The following is a 21,694-nucleotide window of genomic DNA, read 5'->3' on the forward strand; positions in this document are numbered from 1 at the left end:
TGGCCGTCTGGACGGGCCCCTCTGGACGGGCTCCCCTGGATGGACCCCGCCCGTCCCGGTGCCGGGGCCCGCCGCGCGTGCGTCAGCCGGTGTGCAGCACCCGGAAGCGGTCGAGGTCCGCCGGATCCCGGTCCGCGACCTGGACCGGCGGCCAGGCCCACTGCCACACGCTGATGTCCCCCGTGCGCGAGAACCGGATCGGCCCGCGCGTGCCCTCGACCGCGAGGCGCGGCCAGGACGCGGCGGTGCGCGCCCGGTCCGCGCCGCCGGAGCGCAGCGCGTCGGCGAGGACGGCGACCGTGTCGTAGCCCTCGAAGGCGACGAAGGAGGGCGCTTCGCCCAGCCGTTCGCGCAGGGCCGCTTCGGCGCGTACGCCGAGCGGTGCGAGCCGTTCCGGCAGGTAGCGCAGGAACGGGATCGCGGCGCCGTCGACGCCCAGCGCCGCCACCCACTCGTGGAACTCCGGCTGCCCGGCCGGGGCACCCAGCAGCACCCCGGTGAGCCGCTGGTCGGCGCGCACGGCCTTGACGAGCGGCACGGCCGGTTCCGGGTGACCGACCAGGAGCAGGAGCGCCGTGGCGCGCTGGTCGACGAGTGCGTCGCACACGGCCTCGGGGGTGAGGGCGCGCATGTCGAGGTCGATGACGGTGCCTTCGCGCGGAGCGAGGTGATCCCGCAGAACGCGGGTTCCCGAGGCCCAGTAGACGCTCGGGTCGGCCGCCACGGCGACGCGGTGGTGCCCGGCGCCGAGCAGGAAGTCCGCGTAGGCGCGCCAGCCGTGGGACTGCGCCGGGGCGAGGCGGGCGACCCGCTCCGTCGGCTCGTCGGTGAGCGCGTCGAGCACCGCCGACGAGCACAGGAACGGCAGGCCGAAGGCGTCGGCGCGGGCGGCGGCGGCGCGGGCGACGACGCTGTGGTACTCCCCCGCCAGGGCCGCCACGCCCAGGTCCGCCAGTTCGTCCACGGCCGCCGCGGCCCGCTGCGGATCGGCGGCGGTGTCCCGGACCACCAGTTCGAGCGGTCTTCCGGCGATGCCGCCGACGTCGTTGACCTCACTGACGCCCAGTTCGAGTCCGGCGAGCAGATGGCGGCCCGCCTCGGTCCAGCCGGGCCGGGTGAGCGGGACGAGGGCGCCGATCCGGACGGGCGCCCCGCCCGCGTCGTTCCGCTCCGCTCCATCCGCTCCAGAGGACGTGGGTGGCGTAGTCATGCGTGGACATCTCCCGTGTGACGAGTGCTGGTTGAGCTGCGGCTCTCCGGTGGACCGGGGCGGCTCACGGACAGGTGTCAAGGAAACGGCGGATCACGTCGGCTGATTCCTCGGGGCGCCGCAGATGGACCCAGTGGTCGGCGTCCAGTTCGACCAGCGTGGTGCCGGGGCGGCGCCTCGCCATCTCCCGGGCCTGCGCGGTCGGCAGTACGGAACTGGCGGTTCCGTGCAGGAGCAGCGCGGGGCAGTCGGTGCCCAGCCACTGCGCCCAGTGGTCGCCGAGCAGCCGGGTGTCCGAGTCGACCATGTCCTCGGGGTGGCAGCCGAGCCGCCATCCGTCACGGCAGGGCCGCACTCCGCCCTCCAGGAAGGCCGCCAACGGGCCGCAGGCGGCGAGCAGTTCCTCGCGTGTCGCGGCGGTGTACGGCAGGTCGAGCAGGAACGACAGCGGGGCGGGGTCGACGACAGGCAGGTACGCGGGCCCGTCGATGTTGACCAGGGCGCTGACGGCATCGGGCCGGTCCGCGGCCAGGTGGTAGCCGTTGACGGCACCGAGGGAGTGCCCGAGGACGGCGACGGCGCGTCGGCCGAGTCCGGCGTGGTCGAGCAGCACGCGCAGATCGTCGACGTACCCGTCCCGGTCGTAGCGCCGCGCCCGCTCCGAGTCCCCGTGCCCGCGCTGGTCGGGGGCGACGACCCGCCACCCGTGAGGGCACAGCGCGGCGGCGAGCCCCACGAAGTCGGCCCCTTCGCCGAGATGCCCGTGCAACGCGAGCAGCGGCCGCCCTTCCACGGGGCCGAAGTCCAGGTACGACAGCCGTCGGCCGTCCGGGGTGGTGAGGTGGGTCCGTACGGAGTGGGCGGGGGCGGCAGCGGCGTCAGGTCCGGTCGGCATGGCCTCACCGTACAAACCCCGTTCAGCGCGCTGCCCGGACACCGGCGCCCAGTACCCGGTCCCTGGGCGCCGGGACACCCCAGCCGCACGGGCCGTCCCGGCCGCGCCGGGGCCGGGGGCCCGCGTCCGCGTGGCGACGGCGTCAGGCGGTCTGGGGCCGCCGCTCACCGCTCGCCACGTACCACCGCAGCGCCAAGGAGGCGGCCCCGAAGGCGAGGAACAGGGCGGTGGCCATGCCGAGCGTCCACCAGCGCAGGTCTCCGTCGACCGCCAGGCCGTTGGTCACGCCCGGGTGGAGGCTGTGCAGCAGGATGTGGAAGAAGAAGGTCAGCCCGGTCAGGTACAGGGCGTACCAGGCGGGCTTGTTCCACTGCTTCAGGGCGTGCCCGTCCATGCCGGACAGCGGGAGCAGGCCGAACACCACCACCTCGATTCCCGCGACGACCGTCAGCCCGACCGCGTACGCGATCACGTACCGGAGGCTGCCCGGCGGGTCGTTCCGCTCCTGTGCCGCCTCGACCAGGGGTGCTCCCAGCACCCAGACGAGGACCGAGGCGGCCAGCACGCAGATGCCTCCGAACAGGACCGCCTGCCCCTTCGGCAGGCCGTCGTCGGGGCCGCCGGACCCGCGGCGGGGCGACCCGAGCACCCAGTAGACGGCGATCAGGCCGTAGACGTACGGAACTGGGAACTCCAGGAACCGGGACATCGCCGTCATCAGGCCCGCGAGCAGCAACCCCGCCGGGACCACTCGCAGCTCGGACCGGACGCTGCCGCGGCGCGGGCGCAGCAGGGAGTCCTTGGTCTTCTCGTACGCCACCAGGATGACCAGGATCCCCGCGGCGGCACCGACGGCCTTCACGGCGGTCGCCGGGCTCCAGTCGGTCCGCGCGTCGGCCCAGACGGCCAGGGAGCCGCCGAGCAGCGCGAACACGCACGCCCTGACCGCGCCGGGCAGCCTCGCCGGTCGGGCCTGCCGCCTGGCCCGGCGGCGCAGCCACCAGCGGCTCAGCGCGTTGTCGGCGAGCTGGGAGGGGAAGGCCCGCTCCAGGAGGAGGACCACGAGCAAAAACCAGACGGCCATGCCCACCGATCCGGCCAGGTCCTTCAGGGCCCAGGAGACGTCGGCCGGGGTGCGCAGGGCCGCGACGAGGCCGAGCGCGGGATCGTCACGGGTCGGCTCGCGCGCGCCGCGGTCCTTGTCCGCGGACGCGCCGTCGTCCTTGTCGTCCTCGTCGCCCTTGTCGTCCTTGGCGGCGCCTGAGCCGTCGTCCTCGTCCCTGGGGCCCTGCCCTCCTCCGGTTGTCCCGCCGGTCGGGCTCTGCGAACCGCCGCCGGGCTCCTGGGTGCCGCCGTGCACGGGCGGCGGGGTGATCGGGCCCTTCTCGCCCTCGGGGTGCCGGGTGGATCCCAGGGGCAGCGCGAAGGACGTGAGGGGGAGCGCCGGTGGCAGGGTGATCTCACCGGCCTTCTCCCGGTCCCGGCCCGCGCACGCCAGCTCCACGTCCCGACGGCCCGTCATGTCCTGAGGGACGCGGGCGTGGAGGTCGATCAGCTCCCAGCGCCCCGGACCCGCGCCGCCCTCGGTGGAGTCGGCGTCCAGCCAGGTGTCCAGTCGGCGGCCGCCGATGACGATGGCGCCGCGAGTGCAGACGGTCGGGTAGCCGGTCAAGTGGATGGTGACCTCGCGCGGTTCCGGCGGCGGCCGGGGCACCGTCCGGGGTTTCACGTCGAAGGCCCCCGAGGCGCTGACCTCCTTCGGGGCCTGGCAGCTCGCGGTCACCTGGTGGGTCCCCTCCGCCGCGGCGGCCGGAACCTGGAACGTGAGGGTGACGGCCCCGTCTTCGGAGGGCGCCCCGCTGGTGAGGGCCTGTCCGTCCCACAGGACGTCGACTCCCGCTCCCGCGTTGCACACGAACCCCGTGCCCTGGACCGTCACCCGTACCTCCGGTTGCCCGGCGGCGGGTGACACGGAGATCCGCGGGTCGGGGCGGGCCGCCGCCGTGACGTCGAACGTGGTGGTCGCGGTGGGCGCGTCGGCCACGGCCGTGCAGACGGCCCTGATCTCGTACCGCCCGGGGGCGGCGTCCGTCGCCACCGTGACCTGGTGCTCGAAGCGTCCGTCGTCCCCGATCGTCAGGCTCACCGGGGTCTGCCCCTGCACGGTCAGCGTCAACGGGCCCGCCAGGCCCGCGCCTTCGGAGCAGTCGAAGTCCTGGCCGGTCACGGAGAACGTCCCGCCCTGGGGCACCGGCTGGTCCGGCGGTGTCAGTGCGGGGTCGGCGGGCAGCGGCCCGCTGACCTCCGTCCTGGTGTCTGTGGGCTCCGGGCTGGGCTGGCTCCGCGACGACGCCGCTCGGGACGACGCCGCTCCGGACGACGCCACCGGCTGCTGGCCCGCCCGGGCCTCGGCCACGGGGCGGCCCGTCCCGCCGTCCGCCACGGCCGCGCACGGCATCGCCGCCGCGAGGAGCAGCAGCACCCCCAAGAGGGCGCCCCGCAGCCGTCGGTGCCGTGCCTGTCCTGTCCGCTTCATGACCGTCCCCCCGCCCGCGCGGCCTCCCCCGCCGCGCATGCTCGGACCTGTCAGGTAGGACGAACGACCGGCCCTCGGCCGTTTCCGGCCACGGGGGCGCATAGCGGCACGGCGGCACTTCGCACGCTCCGTGTGCGCCCCGCCTGGCGGCCAGCACCGCCTCCTCCATCGGGCGGTGGCCACCTCCGGCAGGGGTGACGCGCTCAGGCAGAACTGCGGGCGCACACGTCAGGACACACCCGCACCCCGCCCTCAGGACGCCCGCGCCCCGACCGGGAGTCACCCCTCGGCGAGCACCCGGCGCAGCTCGGCGGCGAACGCCTCGGGCTCGCCGTGCTGGCCGTACTCCCCGCCCAGGAACCCGGCGTGGTGGCTGGGGAACACCGCGACGGCGCTGCCCAGGCGCTCGGCGACGGCCGCCCCCGCGCGGGCCGCGAGCTCGCCCTCGGACTCCTTGCCGACGGCGATGACGACGCGCGTGGGCGCGGCGGCGAGGGCGTCGAAGTCCGGGGCGTAGCCGCAGCAGCCGCGGAGGTTCTGCCCGAGCAGCGGGTCGTCGCGGGTGCCGTCGTCCTCGGTCGGCAGGCCGAAGGCGGCGGGGTCCGGCACGGGCTCGTCGGCGTAGGTCTCCGTCAGCGGGCCCTTCTTCATGGTCAGCGCGATGAACTTCGCCATCGCCCGCCCCCTGCCCGAGCGCTGGTACGTCTGGTGGATGTCCTCGACGGCGGCCAAGGCGTGGACGCGGTCCGGGAGCACCTGCGCGGCGGGCGGCTCGTGGGCGACCAGCGTCCGCACCAGTTCGGGGTGGCTGGCGACGAGGGCGAGGCCGTTCACCGCGCCGCCGCTGCTGGCGAACACCTCCACCGCGCCGGTCCCCAGCGCCTCGATCAGGCGGCGCAGGTCCTCCGCGTGGTCCCGCGGCGTCAGCTCGCCCCCGCCGTCCGTGCGCTCGCTGCGCCCGGTCCCGCGCGGGTCGTACGTGACGACGATCCGGTCCGTGAACTGCGCGGCGAGAGAGGTGAACCCGACGGCGTCCATCGGGGAGCCGATGAGCAGCAGGACGGGGTTGTCCGCACCGGCGTCCGCGAGGCGGCCCCGCACGTCGTAGTGCAGGGTGGCGCCGGGAACGGCGAGCGAGTGGGTCTCGGACTGTGCGGTCATGGTCTGTCTCCTGGGTCGGCGCCGTGCGCTGTTCGCTGTTCGCTGTTCGCTGTTCGCTGTTCGCTGTACTGAAGTGGAGACCGTCGCCTTCGACGAAACTCATCGGTGACGTGCGTCACGGCAAGGGAGCGGCGGCTGTCCACTGGCACGGCAACGGCGTGGCGGGCTCAAGCGGCGCTGGCCCCACAGGGCGGGAGGTACGGCCGCCGTCATCCCCTCCCGGACGGTCAACGGCACCGCCGGATACGGCTCGATCCCCGCCGGTGCCGCACGCTCCGCCGCCTCCTCGTGAGCCGCCCCGTGGAGCACGCGGACACCGGCCCAGCTGTCCCCGGTCCTCGGCGATGACGAGAGCCTACGCACCTGAGCATGGACCGGCCACACCCAACGAACCAGCCACCCCCGACGAACTGGCCGTGGCCGAACCGCTCGTGTTCCACGTGCCCCTCGCTCCCGCTGGGTGGAGAGGCCGCACCGCCGAATGTCAGTGGCTCCTGTCAGGATGGCCGAGCCAAGACCGAGACTGATCTGGAGCGACTATGGGCACGTGGGACACCGGTCCTTTCGACAACGACACGGCGGCGGACTTCTGCGGCGGCCTCGACGAGGCAGCGGCGGGCGAGCGCGAGGGCATCGTGCGCGAGGCGCTCATACGGACGATCGGTACCCGGGGATATCTGGACGCGTCCGAGGCCGAGGACGCCGTGGCCGCCGCCGCCCTCATCGCCGCGCAGTGCCCCGGGGGTGAGCCCGCCCATCCGGTCTATGGACCGGACGAGCCGCTCCCCGATCTCACCGGCCTGCGCGATCTCGCCCTCCAGGCCCTCGACCGGGTCATGACCGAGCCGTCCGAGCTGATGGAGCTATGGGCGGAAGGGGACGACGAGCCCTGGCGCGCGACCGTCGACCGCATGCGGGGAGCGCTCCTGGCGCAGCCGCCCGGTGAGCGGCTCAGCCCGGCCTGACCCGCCCCCGCCCCCTCGACTCCGCTCCGAAAGGCCGCCATGAGCTGGGACGTGCTCCTCCTCCGCCTCCCCGACGACGTCACGTCGCTGGAGGAGATTCCCTCCGGCCACACCCCGGCCCCGCTCGGCCGACGGCACGAGGTGCTCGCGGCCGTCACCGAGGCCGTTCCCGAGGTCGATCTGTCGGACCCCGCTTGGGGTGAACTGCACGGCCCCACGTGGTCCATCGAGCTGAACATCGGTTCCGGCGACCCGGTGGACTCGATCATGCTCCACATCCGGGGATCCGGCGACGACGCGCTGACGCCCGCCCTGCGCATCGCCGCGTCCCTGCGGTGCGGGGCGATCGACTGCGCCGAAGGGAGCCTGCTCGCTCCGGGGCGGACGTCGGGCTGGCACGCCTTCCAGGAGTTCCGGGACCGCGTGACCGGGCCCTGACGCCCGCCGGTCTGCCTCACCGCGTCCACCGCCGGAACGTCAGGGGCGGCGGGGGTGGCTGTGCGCGGGGCGCGGGCGGCGCTCTTCCGGCGCCCCGGGGCGGTGCGACACGGGCGGGGTGCTTCGCGCTCCGGTGCCGGTGGGCCAACCCGCCGCCGGGCAGCATGGGTCCTCCCTGGTGAGAGGGAGGGCGAGAAGGAGGACCCATGACCCTGCGTACGGTACGGGCGGCGCTGGCCGCCGTGATCGTGGCAGCCGCGCTGACCGCCCCCGCGGCCGCCGGGGCGGAACCCCCTGGTCCGGCACGGGGCCACGGCCACACCCGGGCCGCCCTGGAGGCCGCCGTCAAGGGCGGAGTCCCCGGGGCGCTGGCCCAGGCGCACGACGCGTACGGCACCTGGCACGGTGCCGCCGGGGTCGCCGACCTCGCCACGCGGCGCCCGCCGCTGCCGGGCGACCGGTTCCGCGCGGGCAGCATCTCCAAGACGTTCATCGCGACGGTCCTGCTCCAGCTGGAGGCGGAGGGCAGGCTGCGCCTTTCGGACACCGTCGAGCGGTGGCTGCCGGGCGTGGTCCACGGCCACGGCCACGACGGCCGCGCCGTCACCCTCCGGCAGCTCCTCAACCACACCAGCGGCGTCTACGACTACACCGAGGACCCCCGCCTGCACCTCCAGGGCAAGGACTACCTGGACCACCGCTACGACACCTGGACGCCGGATCGGCTCGTGGCGCTCGCCATGGACCACGAACCGGCGTTCCGGCCCGGCACCGGCTGGAACTACACCACCACGGAGTACGTCATCGCCGCGATGGTCGTGGAACGGGCCACCGGCCACCCGTACGCCACGGAGGCCGAGCGGCGGATCTTCGCACCGCTCGGGCTGCGCGCCACCACGCTGCCCGGCACCGAGCCCCGCATCCCCCAGCCCAGCGGGCGGATGTACACCGTGTTCCCCGACGACCCGGAGCACACGGTCCACGACATCACCGAGTTCGACCCGTCCTGGGGCTGGTCCGCGGGTGAGATCATCTCCAGCACCACCGACCTCGACCGCTTCCTCACCGCCCTGATGCGCGGACGGCTGCTCCCGAAGGCCCAGCTGCGGGAGATGCTGACCACGGTCCCCTCGCCGGACTTCGGCGACGGCCAGGACGACGGCCTGGGCCTCTTCCGCGCCACACTGCCCTGCGGCAAGGAAGTCTGGGGGCACACGGGGTTCATGCCCGGCTCGCAGAGCATGGCGTACACCACCCGCGACGGCCGCCACCGCCTCGTGGCCCACTTCCACACCGACTGGGCCGGGGACACCGACGCGGCCGCGCACGTGCTCCTCGCGGAGTTCTGCGGCACGGCCCCGCCCGCGTCGGCGACCCGCTGACGCCCCGCGAGCCGCCACCGGGCGCGGTGAGGTCCGTGGCACCCTCACGTGCCGCTGACAACCCGTCCCATAACCTCGTACGTGACGTTCCCGGCGTACGTGAGGACGGCCAGGTGACGGCGGGCGCGGCGACGGCGAGGAGGCGAGGGTGCTCGGACGAGGCACGCGGGTGGTGGCGGGGGCGATGGCCCTGGCCTGCATGCTGCTCATCGGCCCCAGCGCGCCGAGCGGCTTCCCCCGCCACCTGCCCGCGGACGCCGTCCGGGACGTCGTACCGAACCGGGTCATGACGTGGAACCTCTGCAACCCCTGCGGCAGCGGCGAGCAGAACGTGGGCCGCGCGGCGGACATCGCCCGCTTCGCTCCCCAGGTCATCGGCATGCAGGAGGCGTGCGTGCGGGACGTCGAGATGATCCGCGACCATTTGGAGAACCTGTACGGCCTTGTGTACGACGTGGAGTACGGGACGGTCCTGCGCAACCGCGGCCGCTGCGGGGGCTGGCCGTGGAGCCCCGGGGGCTTCGGCCAGGCGATCCTCTCGGCGGCGCCGATGACCGACCGCGTGAACGTGGAGTATCCGGACGGCGGCTCCGAGGACCGCGGGTACATGGCCGTGACCACGACGGTCGACGGCCAGCGCGTCCGCGTCTTCAACACCCACCTCGCCCAGCGCAGCCAGGAAGCGGTGCGGGCGCGCCAGGTGGACGTCCTCGCCAAGGCCGTCGCCCCGCACGACCGCGCGATCGTCCTCGGCGACTTCAACGCCGTGCCGTACTCCCCCGAGCTGACCGACATGTGGGAGCTGGCCACGGACGCAGCCCGCGAGTGCCGCCCCTCCCCCGCCGACACCTGCGAGCCGACCACCGACTGGCACCTCAAGTTCGACTACGTCTTCCTCCGCGGCGTCACCGCGCGCGGCCACCGCGTGCACCCCAGCTCGTACTCGGACCACCATCTGCTGTACGGCGACGTGGACACGTCCAGAAGCGAGCGGGCGGGCACCGGCGCCACCGCGCGCCGCGGCGCGTAACGGACCACCCGACGCGGTCCGTTGGCCGGGCGCACCCACCGAGTGCGGAATCCCTGGGCGGGCACGGCACGGCCCGGGTCGACCCGGGCCCGAAGCTCTGCGCGGCGGGCCATCACCCCCCGTACGGCCGTGGGCAGGGCTCGTGCGCCGCGTCCCCGGTGCTGGTTGTCAGTGGTGGATGCGACGCTCAGGGCATGGACGAGGTGATACGACGTCGCGTGTACGGAGCGGACCATGACGACCCGGACCCGGGGCCCCGGCCAGGCCGGGAGTATCGGGAGCTGGTCGGCGGACCGCTGGACGGGCTGCTGATCGACGTCACGGGCTGGAGCGCGGAGCGGCTCGCGGAAGGCGCCCTGCTCCCCACCGAGATCGGCCGGTACGGGCACGGCGGCCGCGCCGACTACGGGCCGCGGCCGGACGACCCGCGGCTGTGGGACTGGCGCGGCGACACCCCCTGAGCGCCCCGGGCCGCCAGCCCGCGAGCGACAACGGCAGGGTCCGGCCCACACGTGGGGCGCGCGAGCCAGCGTGCGCCCCTGTACGCGCCTGAGCGCCCCCTCATGCGCGCCTGCGACCCGTTGAGGCTTTGGCTTCCCTGGCAGTGCGCCTCGGCACCTGAAGCGGAGCGGCACCGGCCCGTCGCCGGTCGCCCCGTCCCGGACCAGCGGGACGCTGAAGCCCGGGCCCCGAGGCGCCGACCAGCACCGCTCCCCGTGTCCCCGCACGGTGGTGCCCGCCCGGTGGCCGCCCCCGGCCATGGAGGTGATCGATGTGAGGTGCCCAGGGCGCCGCCGAGCCCCGACGGTCCGGCACCGGGGCGGCGTGCGGGGCGGCGGGTACGCCCGGAGAGCGCGATGACGGCGCGGACGTACCCGCACGCGGTGGTCGTCGGCGGCGGGTTCGCCGGGCTCGTCGCGGCGCGGGTGCTCAGTGACCGCTTCGACGCCGTCACGATCGTGGAGCGGGACGACACGGGCCGAGGGCGCGCGTTCCGCAGGGGCACCCCGCAGAGCCCGCACCCGCACGGGTTCCTCACCCGGGGAGCGGACATTCTGGAGGGCCTGTTCGTGGGCCTGCGGTCCGAGCTGGCCGCGCGCGGGGCCCCGCTGTCGGACTTCGGGGACCTGCTGATGTTCTTCCTGCCCCAGGGCTCCTGGTCGCCCCGGGACCGTACCGGACTGCCGTTCCAGACGTTCAGCCGCTCGCTGCTCGAATCCTGTGTGCGTGACCGGGTGCTGGCGCTGCCCAATGTCAAGCAGCTGGACGGCACGGGGGCCGCGGGGCTCCACACGGACACCGCGGGCCGGGTGGCGGGGGTGTGCACGGACGACGGCGCGGTCCACGGCGCGGACCTGACCGTGGTCGCCACCGGACGGCACAGCGCCCTGCCGACCTGGCTCACGGCGGCCGGGCTGCCCGCACCAGCGGTGCGGACGATGGACGCCCGGCTGTCCTACGCCTCCCGGCTGTACGAGCGGGCCGCCGACGCCCCGCTCGACTGGCAGGCGTCCCTCCAGGCGCCCGTCGCCCCCGCGCACGACCGCGGCGGCGTGGCCGTGGCCATCGAGGACTCCCAGTGGCTGGTGTGCCTCTTCGGCGCCAACGGCACCATGGCACCCGCCGACCACGACGGCTTCACCGCGTACGCCTGCTCCCTGGCCAACCCGCACATCGGCGAGGTCGCCCGCGGCGCGGCGCCGAAGGGCCCCGTGCGCCGCTACGGCGGGCTCGGCGGGCAGTGGCACCGCTACGACCGGATACGGCCCTGGCCCACCGGCCTCGCGGTGCTGGGGGACGCCGTGTGCTCGCTCAACCCGCTGTACGGGCAGGGCATGACGGTCGCCGCCCTGCAAGCCGTGCTGCTCGGGGAGGAACTCGACCGCCGCCCCCTCCCCTCGGCCTGCGCCCGCTTCCAGCGCCGCAGCGCACGGGCCCTGCGGGTGCCCTGGGCCACGACCACCGGCCTGGACCAGGGGTGGCTGGGGAACGGCCGCCGCTGCGCGCCGCGTTGACGCGGCGCGCGTTCAGCGGCGTGGCCGCGCGCATCCCCGGCAACCCCGCCCTGTACCGCACGTTCCTCCAGGTCCAGCAGATGACCGCCTCACCGCTCGCCCTCGTACCCGCCTTGGTGCGCGGCCGCACCGGACCCAGGCCCTGAACGGGCGGACCGGCACAGCGACGGCGCACGACCGCGCACGACCGACCGCAGCCGTACTCGTGACCGCTCGACCCGAGGTGAGAACCGTGCCCCCGACCACCGCGTACACCGTCGCCCGCGCGCCCGGCGCCCTGCCCCTCGCCGGGCACGTGGGGCCGCTGCTCCGCGACCCCTTCGCCTTCCTCGCGGACCTGCCGCGCCACGGCGATCTGGTCGAGATACGCCTCGGCCGCACCCCCGCGTACGTGCCCTGCCACCCGCAGCTGCTGTGGGACGTCCTCACCCACGACCGCCTGTTCGACAAGGGCGGCCCCTTCTACGAGCGCGTCCGCGGCATGGCGGGCAACGGCCTGGCCAGTTGCCCGCACGCACACCACCGGCGGCAGCGGCGGCTGATGCAGAGCGCGTTCCACCCCGCCCAACTGCGCGCGTACGCCACCGTGATGGCGGAGGAGATCGACGGCCTCATCCGCCCCTGGGGACCCGAGCAGGTCATCGACGTCTACCCCACGCTGTACCGCATGGCCCTGCGCACCGCTACCCGCACCCTGTTCGCGCAGCCCGCCGCCGCGGCCCTGGCCGACGAGGTGCGGCACTCCTTCGAGATCGCCTTCAGCGGGGTCTTCCGCCAGATGTTCATGCCGCCCGCCCTCATCCGCCTTCCGCTGCCCGGCAATGTGCGCCACCGGCGTGCCGTGGCCCGGCTGCGGCACACCGTCGACCGCATCGTCGCCGGATACCGCAGCGATCCGAACGCGCCGGAGAACCCGGCGGACCTGCTCGGCGTCGCGCTCGCCGCCCGCGACGACGAGGGCCTGGCCATGACCGACACCGAGGTGCGCGACCAGGTCGTCAACTTCCTCGCGGGCGGTACGGAGACGGTCGCCGCCACCCTCACCTGGGCCCTCCAGCTCCTGGCGGCCCACCCGGAGCAGCAGCGGACCCTCCAGGCCGAAGCCGACGCCGCCCTGGGCGGCCGCGCCGCGCACGGGGACGACCTGCCGCGCCTGGAGTACGCCAACCGCGTCGTGCAGGAGACCGTGCGGCTGCACCCGCCCGCCTGGATGTTCACCCGAGGCACCGCCTTCGCCACCGAACTCGCCGGGCTCCGCCTGCCCCCGGGCAGCACCGTCGTCATCACTCCCGTTCCGACCCACCGCAGCGCCGCCCTGTACGACCGCCCCGACGCCTTCGACCCGGACCGCTGGACCCCCGACCGGGCCGCGCGCCTGCCCCGCGGGGCCTACGTGGGCTTCGGCGCCGGTGCGCGCAAATGCATCGGCGACGCCTTCGGCACGACGGAGTGCGTGCTGGCGCTCGCCACCGTCCTCAGCAGGTGGGACGTCACACCGGTCCCCGGCGCGGACCTCCGCCCGTACCCGCTCGCGGCCTTCCACCGACCCCGGCGCCTCTCCCTCCGCCTGACCAGGCGCGGCCCGGCCGGGGCGTGAACGCGGGGCGCGACCGCGAGACCTGTCCGAGGGAACCGGCTGTGGGACCGACCGCGGGAATCGACCGTGGGAGCCGACCGCACACCTCTGGGGGTACCGATGCACCACACCAAGCCGATCGACCTGGGGTCGTTCCGCTTCCGTCCCCGGCCGGAGCGGCAGGTCCGGGCCAGCGGGCGGCGGGTGCGGGAGTGGGTCAGGGCGCGGGGCCTCACGGGTTCGCCGGAGTCCTACGACTGGTTCTGCCTGTGGGACACCGCCCACCTCGTCGGCAACTGCTATCCGCACGCCGTCCCGGGGCCCGGTATGGACCTGGCGGGCAGGATGACCGCCGTCACCATCCTCCTCGACGACCAGATCGACGAGTCCGCGTCCGTCGGCGCGTGCGTCGAGGCCATCGCCCCCTTCCTGGACATCGTGCGCACGGGAGGCGAGGAGGTGCCGCGTGCGAGCAGGCCCCTGCACCACGCGTTCGCCGAGGTGCTGCGGGACTCCCGTGCCCGCGCCTCGGACATCTGGTGGCGCCGCGCGGCCGGGAACTGGGAGGCCAGCCTGATCTCCGTAGCGCACGAGACCCTCAACCGGACGCTGCGCGAGGGCCCCGCGCCGTACGACGTCTTCCTCGAGACCCGCCACGGAAGCGGATACATGGGCCCGTTCCTCGACATCCTGGAGCCCGCCGCGTCCCTCGAAGCCCCCGCCCTGGCGTACTACTCCCCGCAGCTGCTGCTGATGCGGCGCATCGTGGAGGACCTTGGCAGCTTCGTCAACGACGTGTTCTCCGCGGAGAAGGAGACCGTGCGCGGCCAGTACGACAACCTCGTCCTGGTCCTGCGCGAGCGGGGGAACACCACCCTTGAGGAAGCCACCCGGCAGGCCCTGGAGATCATCCGCGAACGGGTCCGCCGCTTCCTCGCGCTGCGCGCCGAACTGCCGACGGTCTGCGCCCGCCTCGGCCTGTCCCCCGCCGAGACGCGGCGCGGCCTGCGCTACGCGGACGCCCTGGAGATGTGGGTGGCCGGTCTTGAGCCGTGGCACCGCACCAGCCCCCGCTACACCCAGGCCCTCGCACGGCGGCCGAAGGACGTGGCTTGGGCGCACGAGGACCTGCTCGGAGGGAGGGAGGCCCCGCCGGGGCGCCGGGCGCTCGGCGGGCGACCGCCGGGTGCTACGTCCGGGCGGTGAGGACCACGGCGGTGCCGTACGCGCACACCTCCGTGCCCACGTCCGCCGCCTCCGTCACGTCGAAGCGCATCATGAGCACCGCGTTCGCGCCCCGCGACCTGGCCTGTTCGGTCAGCCGCTCCATCGCCTGGTTGCGCGTCTCGACGAGGGTCTTCGTCAGTCCCTTCAGCTCGCCGCCGACCAGGGACTTCAGACCCGCCCCGATCTGCGAGCCGAGGTGCCGGGAGCGCACCGTGAGTCCGAAGACCTCACCGATGACGCGCTCCACGTGGTAGCCGGGTACGTCGTTGGTGGTCACCACCAGGACGTCGGACTGCGGGGCCTGGCCACCGCCGAAATCCTCGATGCCCATACGTGCGCACCTCCTTCTCGCAAGGATCACCCATCCCCCCGCCCCCTGCCAGCGGAGCCGGGTGCCCCACGGCCCGGCCGCTCGGTGAGGGTGAGGGGTGCCAGCGCCCGGCCGAGGCCGCGGCGGGCGAACGCGGCGACGTTCTCGGGCTGGTCGGCGAGCACCCTTAGGCCCAGGATGGGCGTCGCGCCCTGCACCGCGTCCAGCGGTGACGCCCGCCCGCCGTGGGTGACGGACAGGTCCGCGCGGCACAGCAGCGCTGGCTGCGGGGCGTGTGCGACGACCCTGACGCGGGGGCCGGGGCTCGTGAGGTCCCGCGCGAGGCGCCCGGCGGACACGATCGCCTCGCAGCCGGTGCCGAAGCGCGCCGCCACGACGTCCCAGAGGTCCAGGAGCACCGGGCCGATGACGTAGTCGAGCGCGGACACATGGGACGGTATCGGTTCGGCGGTGACCGCTCTCCGTAAGGGCACGGAGGCTCCAGGGCTCTGGGGGCGGGGGCTGCGCGGGCGGGGCCGCGAGGCGGAGGCGGCGCGTCGACACCTCTCAAGGCGCGCCGACCACTCAGGTCACGCTGATCGCAGGGGAACGCCCCGAGCCTGCGGGGTGATGTGTCCCGGCCGTCGCACAGGGCGGGAAGTCCGGGACGCGAGCACACGGAATCCGCCTCCGGCCTGGGGAGGCGTACGAGGTCTGGAACGCTGGAACGGGACGCCGTGCCCGCCTGTCGACGGCCCCCTCAGGAGGCGCGGCGCGAGCCGGGGGTCACGGGGTGCGGAAGCCGCGGAAGGTCACGGGCGCGCGCGTCTCGAAGCCGAGCCGCTCGTAGAGGGCGATGGCAGCGGAGTTGGCCTCGGCCACGTGCAGGAAAGGCCGCTCGCCGCGGGCGAGGACGCGGTCGGTCAGCGCGCGCACCAGGCGGGCGGCGTGCCCCTGGCCGCGCGCCTCGGGGGCCGTGCACACGGCGCTGACCTCGGTCCAGCCCGGGGGCCGCAGCCGCTCCCCGGCCATCGCCACCAGGCGGCCCCCCACGCGGATCCCGAGGTAGGTGCCGAGTTCGCGGGTGCGGGGCCAGAACGGCCCGGGTGCGGTCAGGGCGACGAGGTCGAGCATCTCCTTCACGTCGTCCGGGCCCAGCTCCACGACCGTCGCACCGGCCACCGGAGGCGGATCGCCGAGGCGGTCCGCGCCGGGCCACACCATCTGGCGGCCCTTGAGTTCGAAGACCGGCTCCCAGCCGTGCGGCGGGAGGGCCGGGCTGCTGAACATGTCGGCGAAGCCGCCGGGGCCGAGCAGCCGCGCCAGGTCGGACCAGTCGGACGGGGCGGGCTCGGCCGGGAGCGCGCAGAAGGTCGCGACACCCGGCAGGTACGTGGCTGCCCGCCCCAGCCGTCGGGCGAGGGGCGCGTGCGGTCCGCGGAGGGACTCGGCCACGGGGTTGTCGAGCACGGCGGTGTCACTGTTCACCGCCAGATCTTCGCACCCCGCCGCCATGGGGCGGCACGGGGGCCCGAAAGCACGGCACGGCCGCCCGCCGGGCCCCACATAAACCGCTGGCCACGCTCCGTACCAGCCCTACAGTATGGTGGCGTGACGCGACGTCAGACCGCCGGGCGCACCACGGCTGCGCTGTCCCCGCCTCCGCAAGCCCGCCCCGTTACGGCCGCGTGACGCAACTCCCGTACGGCTGTGAACAGTTACTGCGAGTCTGATGCCCTCCTGCCCGGTCTCCTTCGAGAGGACGCCCATGTTCAGAACGCTGCAAGGTTCGACCACCGCCGCCAGGCTCGCCACCGTGAGTGCCGCCGGGCTCATCGCCCTGAGCCTGTCCGCGTACTCGGCCCAGGCCACCACCCCGTCGGACCCGCCGCCGTCCCCGACGCCGCAGGTCGTCGGCGGCGAGCAGGCCAAGAAGGGTGAGTTCCCGTTCGTCGTGTGGCTGAACATGGGCTGCGGCGGCGCGCTGTACAAGAAGGACATCGTCCTGACCGCCGCGCACTGCTTCGACGGCTCCGGCCCGGTGCGCGGTGTCACCGTCACCGCGGGCAGCATCGACCGCAAGGACCGGAACGCCGTCCGGGTCAAGGCCACCAAGGTCCGCCAGGCCCCGGGCTGGGCGGGGATCGGCAAGGGCAAGGACTGGGCGCTGCTCAAGCTGGAGCGGCCGCTGAAGCTGAAGAAGGGCAAGATCGAGCTGCTGCCCGTCACCACCAACAAGTCGTACGACAAGGACACGTTCACGGTGGCGGGCTGGGGCACCACCCGTGAGGGCGCGACGCAGATCCCGCGCTTTCTGCGCAAGGCGAAGGTGCCGTTCGTGTCGGACGCCACCTGCAAGCGCTCCTACCCCCGGGGCTTCACCCCCAAGGAGGAGATCTGCGCGGGCTACGTCCAGGCCGGTGGCGTCGACACCTGCCAGGGCGACTCCGGCGGCCCGATGTTCCGCAAGGACAACCGGGGGCGCTGGCTCCAGGTCGGCATCGTGAGCTGGGGCGACGGCTGCGCCCGCCCCGGTAAGCCGGGCGTGTACACCGAGGTGTCCACGTTCACCAAGGACATAGCCAGGGCGGCGCGCACGCTGTAGCGGGGACGACACGGGGCGGCCGCGGTCAGGGCGTGCGACAGCACGCGCACGACCGCGGCCGCCCGCTCGTTTCCGGGACCGCGCCTCCGGCAGTCGCGGGCGGCGTCGCCGCACCGCCTTGGGCACCAACTGGTGAACTCACTGAGCGGCAGCGTCCGTTGACAGTATGTTGTGCGGCAACAGTCGGACACACACCGGGAGCGTGTTCTGTGAGGGATGACGACCCAGCGCAGCAGACGGACCCAGCGCGGCGGACGGACTCAAGGCAGCGGACGGACGCAAGGCAGCAGACCGACCCGGGGCAGCAGACGGGTCAAGCGCGGCGGGCGGATCCAGCACAGCGGGCCGACTCGGCGCAGGGGGCCGACTCGGCGCGGCGGACCCTGGCGAAGATCGACACATCGGTGCCGCACTCGGCACGCATCTGGAACTACTGGGTGGGCGGCAAGGACCACTACGAGGTCGACCGCGCCGCCGCCGACCAGGTGAAGCGGGTCTTCCCAGGCATCGTCGACGACGCCCGGCACTCCCGGGCGTTCCTGGCCCGCGCCGTGCGCCACCTCGCCGGGGAGGCGGGCATCCGGCAGTTCCTCGACGTCGGCACGGGCCTGCCCACCGCCGACAACACCCACGAGATCGCCCAGCGGGTGGCCCCGGAGTCACGGATCGTCTACGTCGACAACGACCCCCTCGTGCTCGTACACGCCCAGGCCCTGCTGACCAGCCGCCCCGAGGGCGCCTGCGACTACATCGAAGCCGATGTGCGGGCCTCGGACCAGATCCTCGCGGGAGCCGCCAAGACCCTGGACTTCGACCGCCCCGTCGGCCTGATGATGCTGGGTATCCTCGGCAACATCCCCGACTACGACGACGCGCTGGCCGCCCTGGGGCGCCTGCTGGACGCCCTGCCGAGGGGCAGCTACCTCGTGGTCAACGACGGCACGACCACCCACGCGCAACGGAACGAGGCCGTCCGGCAGTACAACGAGGACAGCGGCAGCCCGCACCCGTACACCAACCGCAGCCCGGAGCAGATCGCCGCCTACTTCGACGGCCTGACCCTCGTGGAGCCCGGCGTGGTGCCCACCTCGCAGTGGCGGCCCGATGACCAGGGCCCGGAGCACAGCACCGACGTGGCCGTGCTGTGCGGCGTGGGCCGCAAGGACTGACGGCGCACGCCGGGCCGGTGCGCGGGGCGGGCCGCGACGCGGGGGCTGGTCGGGGGCGAGGGGAGGCGCGGGAGGGGTGCGGCGCGCGGTTCACGGAGCCTGGTCCTCCACGCGCGAGAGAGTGGTGCAGCCCGACTGCCCTTCCACGCTCAGGCACACCTTCAGCGCGTCCGCACCGGTCAGTTCCCAGGTGGCGTCGACGCGTTCCGCCTCCTGGCAGGTGCTCGGGTCCAGCGACACCGCGGTGCCGGTGTAGCGCGGTCCGCCGCCGCTCACCCGCCAGATCTCCCGGCCCTCCTCCACCACACACCCGCCCGTGCCGACCTGGTTCTCGGAGGCGGTACGGCCGACGAACGCGTCCGTGCCGCGCTGCTCGATCCGCACCCGGGCCCCGGTCAGCTCCCAGGTGCCGACGATGCCGGGGCGCTCCGAGGCGGTGCCCGACGGGGTGGTGCCCGATGGGGTGGTGCCCGACGGGCCGGTGTCGGACGGCGTGGCGTCCGGCGGCGTGGCGTCCGGCGGCGTGGTGCCGGGCAGGGTGCCGGACGGCGTGCTCGACGGCGTCGGAGTGTCGGCCTCGGCGCTGGCCGGTGGCAGCGGAGGCGGGGCGGGCAGCCGGACGTCCCGCGCGGCGTCGGCCCCGGCCACGCGCCCGATGCCCTTGCCGGTGTCGAGGTCGAGCAGCCGGAACCTGCCGATGCGCCCGGGCTTCTTGCCCGGCTTGACGGTCGTGGTCTTCCTCCGGTCGTACCGGTCGCGCCACTCCGGGTCCGGGAGGCTGTCCGGGTCGACCGCGTCGGGCGTCAGCGCGGGCGGCGCGAGGGGGTTGCCGCAGTTGCACTTGACCACGGGCTGGCCGAAGCGGTCGAGGAGCACCGCGACGCCCGCTTCGAGCAGCGACTCGAAGACCGTGGCCGCGCCCCTTCGGAAGCCATGGTTCCGGACCAGGGTGTCGGTGCGCAGCAGGACGGGGGTCAGGCCCCGGACGTAGCGGCGGATGTGCCCGACGTCGATGCCGCGGACCTTCGACCAGGCCGCCGCCTTGCGCGCGTTGCGCGTGTCCGTCAGGAAGCCGGTCAGGGCCGCCTTGTCGCAGCTGCTCTGGTGGAGCGTCCCGCCGTAGAGGCCCGGGGTGTCGCCGGTGCGTACGCCCCCTTCAGCCCCCGGCGTCAGCCCCCGCCGGTCCCGGCCGATCGCGCCGGAGAAGAACGGGTCCGGCCCCGTGTCGCCCGCGGCCACCGCGATGACCCGGGGCTTCTCGTCCTCGTCGGCGTCCCCGCAGGCGCTCGCGACCCCGACGACGAGCAGCCCCGCGGCACACACCGCCACGGCGCGCCGCCATGCCCGCGACCGCTGCGCCCTTCCCCTGTCCCGCCCCTGCCGCGTCCCGCGCCGCGTTCGTAGCCCGGTCACTACGCTCATGCTCGCCCCCCCTGGCGCACCCGGTGCGCGTCCCCGCTCACCATGGCGCGGTCCGTCGCCCCCGGAAAGCGACGGGAGCCGGGCCGAGGGGGCGCACCGGGGTACGCGGAGCGAGCTGGATCGGCGGTGCGATGCCCGGGATTGACCGGGCGGCGCGAGTGCCGGAAGGTCGTCGGAGGGGCCACGGGTGCGGGCCGCCCGCTCCGGGCCGGGCGAAGGGAGCGCCGGTACCGCCCCGGACGAAGACGCCGCCCCGGACGGACCGCCCCCCCCGGATGGAAAGGACGCCGACACCGTGCCCGCTCGCCCCTCCGCGACCGACCAGGCCCTCGCGCTCCTGCGCGCGCACGGCGCCGACGGCGTCGCCCACCCCGGCGGCACGCTCCTCGCCCACCTCCAGCGCGTACGGGCCCGGCTCGCCGCCTGGGAGGCCCGCCCCGCACTCCAACTCGCCGGTCTGTGCCACGCCTTCTACGGCACCGACGGCTTTCCCACGGCGCTGCTGCCCCTGGACCGCCGCCCGGACCTCACGGCGGTGATCGGCGCGGAGGCGGAGGCGCTGGTGTACCTGTACGCCTCGTGCGACCGCGAGGCCACCTATCCGGCGCTCCACCTCCCCGACGCGCCCGTCCACGACCGGTTCACCGGCCGCTCCCCCACTCCATCGCCCCCGCTGCGCCGGGACTTCGCCGAGCTGTCGGCCGCCAACGAACTGGACCTCGCCAGCGTCGACCCCGCCTTCCGCGCCACATGGGGCCCGTCCCTGCTCACCCTGTTCACCCGGCTCCAGGGTCTGCTCACCCCCGCGGCCTGGCGCGACTGCCGTGCCGTACTCCTGGCGCCCTGATGCCGCCCGGGGCTTCCACCCGGAGGCCGTCCGCGGCGAGCACGCAGACCTCTGTCCCACGCGGCAACGAGGGTTCCGCGCAGCACGAACGCCCCGTACGGCAACGAATGTTCCGTACAGCATAAAGGCCCCACACAGCCTGAAGGCCGCACACGGCACGAAGGCCGTACACAGCACGAATGTCCCACGCACCACGGAGGAGAGCGATGGTTTCCGCTGACAGGCTGCTCGCGTTCGCGGCGGCGTCCCTGCTGGTCATTGTCATCCCGGGGCCGAGCGTCCTGTTCATCGTCGGCCGGTCCCTGGCCCACGGCCGCCGCACGGCGCTCGCGACCGCCTGGGGCAACGGGATCGGCTCGTACCTCCTGGTGGTCGTCGTCGCGCTCGGCCTCGGCTCCCTGGTGGAGCGCTCCGCGACGGTCTTCACGGCGGTGAAGCTGGCGGGCGCCGCGTATCTGGTCTTCCTGGGCGTCCAGGCGTTCCGGCACCGCGAGCGGCTGCGGATGGGCGCGGCGGAGCCGGTCGCCCGGCCCGCGCGCGGTGACCTGCGGGCCGTCCTCGACGGGGTGGTCGTGGGGGTGACGAACCCCAAGGGCGTCGTCTTCTTCGCCGCCGTGCTGCCGCAGTTCGTGGAGCACTCCGCGGGCGCCCTGCCCGCGCAGATGCTGGTCCTTGGCCTGGTCCCGATCGGCATCGGCCTCGTCACGGACACCGTGTGGGGGCTGACGGCCTCGGCGGCGCGCGGCTGGTTCGCCCGCTCCGACCGGCGTCTGTCCCTCGTCGGCGGCACCGGCGGCTGCGCGATGATCACGCTGGGTGTCAGCGTGGCCCTCACCGGCCGGGCGGACTGATCCCGTCCGTCGAGGGGGCCTTTGTTGTCAGGCGGTGTGCCGCGCCTGCAAGATC

At 74.5% G+C, this 21,694-nt stretch carries 21 protein-coding genes; 13 read left to right on the forward strand and 8 right to left on the reverse strand.

The features are described from left to right. Positions 1-82 precede the first annotated feature (82 nt). The 4 genes from ACOBQU_RS01910 to ACOBQU_RS01925 all read right to left on the reverse strand — a co-directional run bounded on the left by ACOBQU_RS01910 (position 83) and on the right by ACOBQU_RS01925 (position 5,802). On the reverse strand, positions 83-1,210 hold the full coding sequence (locus ACOBQU_RS01910) for an ABC transporter substrate-binding protein (protein ID WP_423623997.1): 1,128 nt from the start codon (positions 1,208-1,210) through the stop codon (positions 83-85). 64 nt (positions 1,211-1,274) lie between these two features. Beyond that, entirely contained in the window at positions 1,275-2,105 is an 831-nt protein-coding gene (locus ACOBQU_RS01915) for an alpha/beta fold hydrolase (protein ID WP_423623999.1), read from the reverse strand. Positions 2,106-2,247: 142 nt separating this feature from the next. Next, positions 2,248-4,641: an FGLLP motif-containing membrane protein gene (locus ACOBQU_RS01920; protein ID WP_423624000.1), complete on the reverse strand. Its 2,394-nt coding sequence runs from the start codon at positions 4,639-4,641 to the stop codon at positions 2,248-2,250. Between the two features lie 279 nt (positions 4,642-4,920). Next, positions 4,921-5,802: an alpha/beta fold hydrolase gene (locus ACOBQU_RS01925; RefSeq protein ID WP_423624002.1), complete on the reverse strand. Its 882-nt coding sequence runs from the start codon at positions 5,800-5,802 to the stop codon at positions 4,921-4,923. 539 nt (positions 5,803-6,341) lie between these two features. Between ACOBQU_RS01925 and ACOBQU_RS01930 the strand changes: the two genes are divergently transcribed. The 9 genes from ACOBQU_RS01930 to ACOBQU_RS01970 all read left to right on the forward strand — a co-directional run bounded on the left by ACOBQU_RS01930 (position 6,342) and on the right by ACOBQU_RS01970 (position 14,414). Beyond that, on the forward strand, positions 6,342-6,767 hold the full coding sequence (locus ACOBQU_RS01930) for a DUF4259 domain-containing protein (protein ID WP_423624004.1): 426 nt from the start codon (positions 6,342-6,344) through the stop codon (positions 6,765-6,767). 39 nt (positions 6,768-6,806) lie between these two features. Then, the gene (locus ACOBQU_RS01935) at positions 6,807-7,205 is read left to right on the forward strand and encodes a hypothetical protein (protein WP_423624006.1); all 399 of its coding nucleotides are present in this window, start codon (positions 6,807-6,809) and stop codon (positions 7,203-7,205) included. 206 nt (positions 7,206-7,411) lie between these two features. Then, complete coding sequence (locus ACOBQU_RS01940) at positions 7,412-8,587, forward strand: serine hydrolase domain-containing protein (protein WP_423624008.1); 1,176 nt, start codon at positions 7,412-7,414, stop codon at positions 8,585-8,587. Positions 8,588-8,771: 184 nt separating this feature from the next. Then, positions 8,772-9,617 carry an endonuclease/exonuclease/phosphatase family protein gene (locus tag ACOBQU_RS01945; RefSeq protein WP_423634197.1) on the forward strand — a complete coding sequence of 282 codons (846 nt, stop codon included), beginning with the start codon at positions 8,772-8,774 and terminating at the stop codon, positions 9,615-9,617. A gap of 194 nt (positions 9,618-9,811) precedes the next feature. Continuing rightward, positions 9,812-10,078: a hypothetical protein gene (locus tag ACOBQU_RS01950; RefSeq protein WP_423624010.1), complete on the forward strand. Its 267-nt coding sequence runs from the start codon at positions 9,812-9,814 to the stop codon at positions 10,076-10,078. Between the two features lie 396 nt (positions 10,079-10,474). Next, a complete protein-coding gene (locus tag ACOBQU_RS01955) occupies positions 10,475-11,632 on the forward strand; it encodes an FAD-dependent oxidoreductase (RefSeq protein WP_423624012.1) in 1,158 nt (385 codons plus the stop codon). A 20-nt stretch (positions 11,633-11,652) separates the two neighbouring features. Then, positions 11,653-11,778: a hypothetical protein gene (locus ACOBQU_RS01960; RefSeq protein WP_423624013.1), complete on the forward strand. Its 126-nt coding sequence runs from the start codon at positions 11,653-11,655 to the stop codon at positions 11,776-11,778. 86 nt (positions 11,779-11,864) lie between these two features. Further along, positions 11,865-13,229 carry a cytochrome P450 gene (locus ACOBQU_RS01965; RefSeq protein WP_423624015.1) on the forward strand — a complete coding sequence of 455 codons (1,365 nt, stop codon included), beginning with the start codon at positions 11,865-11,867 and terminating at the stop codon, positions 13,227-13,229. 99 nt (positions 13,230-13,328) lie between these two features. Beyond that, positions 13,329-14,414, forward strand: a complete 1,086-nt coding sequence (locus tag ACOBQU_RS01970; RefSeq protein ID WP_423624017.1) for a terpene synthase family protein — start codon at positions 13,329-13,331, stop codon at positions 14,412-14,414. Here the strand turns inward: ACOBQU_RS01970 and ACOBQU_RS01975 are convergent. The 3 genes from ACOBQU_RS01975 to ACOBQU_RS01985 form a co-directional block, all read right to left on the reverse strand. Then, the gene (locus tag ACOBQU_RS01975) at positions 14,398-14,766 is read right to left on the reverse strand and encodes a YbjQ family protein (protein ID WP_423624019.1); all 369 of its coding nucleotides are present in this window, start codon (positions 14,764-14,766) and stop codon (positions 14,398-14,400) included. The two genes, ACOBQU_RS01970 and ACOBQU_RS01975, sit on opposite strands and share 17 nt — an antisense overlap. Positions 14,767-14,792: 26 nt before the next feature. After that, entirely contained in the window at positions 14,793-15,239 is a 447-nt protein-coding gene (locus tag ACOBQU_RS01980; protein ID WP_423624021.1) for a hypothetical protein, read from the reverse strand. A 292-nt stretch (positions 15,240-15,531) separates the two neighbouring features. Further along, positions 15,532-16,260 (reverse strand): GNAT family N-acetyltransferase, encoded by a 729-nt coding sequence (locus ACOBQU_RS01985; protein WP_423624023.1) that lies wholly within the window; start codon positions 16,258-16,260, stop codon positions 15,532-15,534. A gap of 253 nt (positions 16,261-16,513) precedes the next feature. Between ACOBQU_RS01985 and ACOBQU_RS01990 the strand changes: the two genes are divergently transcribed. Beyond that, positions 16,514-17,350, forward strand: coding sequence for a serine protease (locus ACOBQU_RS01990; RefSeq protein WP_423624025.1), 837 nt, complete (start codon positions 16,514-16,516; stop codon positions 17,348-17,350). A 383-nt stretch (positions 17,351-17,733) separates the two neighbouring features. Next, the gene (locus tag ACOBQU_RS01995) at positions 17,734-18,519 is read left to right on the forward strand and encodes an SAM-dependent methyltransferase (protein ID WP_423634199.1); all 786 of its coding nucleotides are present in this window, start codon (positions 17,734-17,736) and stop codon (positions 18,517-18,519) included. A 90-nt stretch (positions 18,520-18,609) separates the two neighbouring features. On the opposite strand, the gene ACOBQU_RS02000 is transcribed toward ACOBQU_RS01995, so the two are convergent. Beyond that, positions 18,610-19,848, reverse strand: coding sequence for a DUF6777 domain-containing protein (locus tag ACOBQU_RS02000; RefSeq protein ID WP_423624026.1), 1,239 nt, complete (start codon positions 19,846-19,848; stop codon positions 18,610-18,612). Between the two features lie 388 nt (positions 19,849-20,236). Here ACOBQU_RS02000 and ACOBQU_RS02005 point away from each other — a divergent pair, with 388 nt between their 5' ends. Then, positions 20,237-20,788, forward strand: a complete 552-nt coding sequence (locus ACOBQU_RS02005; RefSeq protein WP_423624028.1) for a DUF6817 domain-containing protein — start codon at positions 20,237-20,239, stop codon at positions 20,786-20,788. A gap of 206 nt (positions 20,789-20,994) precedes the next feature. Next, positions 20,995-21,639: a LysE family translocator gene (locus ACOBQU_RS02010; RefSeq protein ID WP_423624030.1), complete on the forward strand. Its 645-nt coding sequence runs from the start codon at positions 20,995-20,997 to the stop codon at positions 21,637-21,639. Positions 21,640-21,694: the final 55 nt, after the last annotated feature.

Source organism: Streptomyces sp. G45 (genome assembly GCF_049542095.1).
Classification (GTDB): domain Bacteria; phylum Actinomycetota; class Actinomycetes; order Streptomycetales; family Streptomycetaceae; genus Streptomyces.

Bases quoted from the DNA above. Each gene is read 5' to 3' on its own strand.
- ACOBQU_RS01930 (WP_423624004.1), top strand. From the start codon at position 6,342: ATGGGCACGTGGGACACCGGTCCTTTCGACAACGACACGGCGGCGGAC.
- ACOBQU_RS01925 (WP_423624002.1), bottom strand. From the start codon at position 5,802: ATGACCGCACAGTCCGAGACCCACTCGCTCGCCGTTCCCGGCGCCACC.
- ACOBQU_RS01955 (WP_423624012.1), top strand. From the start codon at position 10,475: ATGACGGCGCGGACGTACCCGCACGCGGTGGTCGTCGGCGGCGGGTTC.
- ACOBQU_RS01935 (WP_423624006.1), top strand. From the start codon at position 6,807: ATGAGCTGGGACGTGCTCCTCCTCCGCCTCCCCGACGACGTCACGTCG.
- ACOBQU_RS01915 (WP_423623999.1), bottom strand. From the start codon at position 2,105: ATGCCGACCGGACCTGACGCCGCTGCCGCCCCCGCCCACTCCGTACGG.
- ACOBQU_RS01970 (WP_423624017.1), top strand. From the start codon at position 13,329: ATGCACCACACCAAGCCGATCGACCTGGGGTCGTTCCGCTTCCGTCCC.
- ACOBQU_RS01975 (WP_423624019.1), bottom strand. From the start codon at position 14,766: ATGGGCATCGAGGATTTCGGCGGTGGCCAGGCCCCGCAGTCCGACGTC.
- ACOBQU_RS02010 (WP_423624030.1), top strand. From the start codon at position 20,995: ATGGTTTCCGCTGACAGGCTGCTCGCGTTCGCGGCGGCGTCCCTGCTG.
- ACOBQU_RS01920 (WP_423624000.1), bottom strand. From the start codon at position 4,641: ATGAAGCGGACAGGACAGGCACGGCACCGACGGCTGCGGGGCGCCCTC.
- ACOBQU_RS01910 (WP_423623997.1), bottom strand. From the start codon at position 1,210: ATGACTACGCCACCCACGTCCTCTGGAGCGGATGGAGCGGAGCGGAAC.
- ACOBQU_RS01990 (WP_423624025.1), top strand. From the start codon at position 16,514: ATGTTCAGAACGCTGCAAGGTTCGACCACCGCCGCCAGGCTCGCCACC.
- ACOBQU_RS01945 (WP_423634197.1), top strand. From the start codon at position 8,772: ATGGCCCTGGCCTGCATGCTGCTCATCGGCCCCAGCGCGCCGAGCGGC.
- ACOBQU_RS01985 (WP_423624023.1), bottom strand. From the start codon at position 16,260: ATGGCGGCGGGGTGCGAAGATCTGGCGGTGAACAGTGACACCGCCGTG.
- ACOBQU_RS01940 (WP_423624008.1), top strand. From the start codon at position 7,412: ATGACCCTGCGTACGGTACGGGCGGCGCTGGCCGCCGTGATCGTGGCA.
- ACOBQU_RS01950 (WP_423624010.1), top strand. From the start codon at position 9,812: ATGGACGAGGTGATACGACGTCGCGTGTACGGAGCGGACCATGACGAC.